Source organism: Sulfurimonas sp., assembly GCF_027056685.1.
GTDB lineage: Bacteria > Campylobacterota > Campylobacteria > Campylobacterales > Sulfurimonadaceae > Sulfurimonas.
Genome location: NZ_JALUKE010000186.1, coordinates 1 through 2,433, shown reverse-complemented (window position 1 = coordinate 2,433; position 2,433 = coordinate 1). Strand labels below are relative to the sequence as shown.

At 36.2% G+C, this 2,433-nt stretch carries 5 protein-coding genes; 2 read left to right on the top strand and 3 right to left on the bottom strand.

Features of this window, described 5'->3' with window-relative positions:
* Positions 1–3 precede the first annotated feature (3 nt).
* Positions 4–171, bottom strand: a complete 168-nt coding sequence (locus tag MVY38_RS08280) for a HepT-like ribonuclease domain-containing protein (protein WP_297485161.1) — start codon at positions 169–171, stop codon at positions 4–6.
* 123 nt (positions 172–294) lie between these two features.
* Positions 295–459: a nucleotidyltransferase domain-containing protein gene (locus MVY38_RS08275; protein ID WP_297485159.1), complete on the bottom strand. Its 165-nt coding sequence runs from the start codon at positions 457–459 to the stop codon at positions 295–297.
* A gap of 88 nt (positions 460–547) precedes the next feature.
* Between MVY38_RS08275 and dapA the strand changes: the two genes are divergently transcribed.
* Positions 548–1,441: a 4-hydroxy-tetrahydrodipicolinate synthase gene (dapA, locus tag MVY38_RS08270; RefSeq protein ID WP_297485157.1), complete on the top strand. Its 894-nt coding sequence runs from the start codon at positions 548–550 to the stop codon at positions 1,439–1,441.
* 1 nt (position 1,442) lies between these two features.
* Positions 1,443–2,219 carry an enoyl-ACP reductase gene (locus tag MVY38_RS08265; RefSeq protein WP_297485155.1) on the top strand — a complete coding sequence of 259 codons (777 nt, stop codon included), beginning with the start codon at positions 1,443–1,445 and terminating at the stop codon, positions 2,217–2,219.
* 32 nt (positions 2,220–2,251) lie between these two features.
* On the opposite strand, the gene MVY38_RS08260 is transcribed toward MVY38_RS08265, so the two are convergent.
* Positions 2,252–2,380: a hypothetical protein gene (locus MVY38_RS08260; protein WP_297485154.1), complete on the bottom strand. Its 129-nt coding sequence runs from the start codon at positions 2,378–2,380 to the stop codon at positions 2,252–2,254.
* Positions 2,381–2,433 lie beyond the last annotated feature (53 nt).

Here is a 2,433-nt window from a genome sequence, read left to right as displayed (position 1 = left end):
CTATTATTTTAAATATTTTTCAATATACCCAAGATATGTTTTAATATCATCTAACTTACTTAAAGTATCTTCACATATAATAAGATAATCTATTTTTTCATAATCATGTGCTAAGAAATTTCTAAATGACGCAATTTTAGCAAAATTATAGGAAAATTCTCTCCATATCACTTTTATGCTGCATCTATATATCTTCTAAAAGCCTTATAGTCTAAGACATCATGATGACTTCTCACTTCAAAATCAAAATGTTTATCATCATCTTTTAGCACTAAGTCATCATTTAAAATATTCTCAAGATTGTGTATCTAAATCTGTATTTTTTAGAAATAGTGCAATATCTACATCACTATTTACCCCTGCCTCATTTCTGGCATAAGAACCAAATAAATATCCAAAAACTACCTCATCCATTACAGAAAATTTGTTTTTAAGTTGTGATATAAAACTCTTTTGCATATTTTAGACCTTAATTTTTTGCTTATTTTAACACACTTCACTCTCTTTTTAGCTATAATTGCGCTTATTATTTTAAAGGCTAAGCAAGATGAATTTAGTTACAGGTTCTTCAACCGCACTTATAACTCCATTTAAAAATGGAAAACTCGATGAGCAGACTTATGCTGCTTTAATACAACGCCAAATTAACAATGGTATGGATGCAGTATGCCCTGTGGGGACAACTGGTGAGAGTGCTACACTTACACATGATGAGCATAAACGCTGCATCGAAATAGCTGTAAAAGTTTGTAAAGGTACAAATACAAAGGTGCTTGCAGGTGCAGGAAGCAATGCAACACATGAAGCCATAGAGATAGCAAAACATGCACAAAGCTGTGGTGTTGATGCAATTTTTTCTGTTTCACCATACTACAATAAACCTTCACAAGAGGGTCTTTACCAACACTACAAAGCAATCGCTGAGGCAGTAAGTGAACTTCCATTTATGCTCTACAATGTTCCAGGTCGTACAGGCGTGGACATCTCAGCAGACACTACCATTCGTCTTTTTGATGATGTTAAAAATATCTATGGTGTTAAAGAAGCTACTGGAAGCCTAGAGCGTACAGTTGAGCTTTTGTCTCGTCGTCCTGAACTAAAAGTCTTTTCTGGTGATGATGCCATAGACTACCCTATTTTGGCGAATGGTGGTGCAGGTGTTACTTCGGTTACTTCAAACCTTATGCCAGACCTCAAATCAGCACTTGTAAAAAAAGCGCTTAGTAGTGATTTTGAAGGGGCAAGAGAGATAAACAACAAACTCTACCCTCTCAATAAAGTAATGTTTTGTGAAGCGAACCCTATTCCTGTAAAAGCAGCAATGTACATGGCGGGATTGACTGAAACTTTAGAGTACAGGCTTCCACTTGTTGCTCCAAGTGCTGCAAATATGAAAAGAATTGAAGAAGTAATGAAAAACTACGACATAAAAGGATTATAATATGGCAGATATGAAAGGTAAAACTCTATTTATTAGCGGTGGAACACGAGGCATTGGAAAAGCGATTGTTTATGCTTTTGCAAAAGAGGGGTGTAATGTTGCATTTACTTACGCTTCAAGTGCAGATACAGCAACGCAAATCATCGCAGATATTGAATCTACTTATGGAGTAAAATGCCGTGCTTATAAACTTGACATATTAGAGCCTACTACATATAAAGATGTTTACAAGGAATTTGATGAAGATTTTGACAGACTTGACTACTTCATCTCAAACGCAATCATCTCTGGTCGTGCGGTTGTTGGTGGTTTTGGTCCATTTATGCGTTTGAAACCTCGCGGACTTAACAACATATACACTGCAACTGTTGATGCGTTTGTAGTAGGTGCGCAAGAGGCTGCAAAACGAATGGAAAAAGTTGGTGGTGGCTCTATCATAAGTATGAGTTCTACTGGAAATCTTGTTTATACTCCAAACTATGCAGGACATGGTACAAACAAAGCAGCAGTAGAAGCAATGGTACGCTACGCTGCCGCTGAACTTGGTGAGAAAAACATTAGAGTAAACGCAGTAAGTGGTGGTCCAATCGACACTGATGCACTCAAAGCATTTCCAAACTATGAAGAGGTAAAAGCCGAAGTAGTACGCCGTTCACCTCTCTCAAGAATGGGTGTACCTGAAGATTTAACAGGTGCATGTAAATTTTTATGTTCAAACGACTCTTCTTGGCTTACAGGTCAGACAATCGTTGTTGATGGTGGCACTACTTTTCAGTAGTCACGATTTTTTGATCCAACTTTCACAAGTACCTAATGCTTGTGAAGTCTCTCTTGGCATATAGACAATTTTTTCTCTAATGTTTTCGCTTCTTGTTTTGTGATTATATGATGTACTAACGCATCTTCTACAGCTGATTTTGTAAGATAAGCATGTTTCATGATTTTTTCCTTATTTGTAATTTTTGATTACAAAATTATTGCATATATAAGAT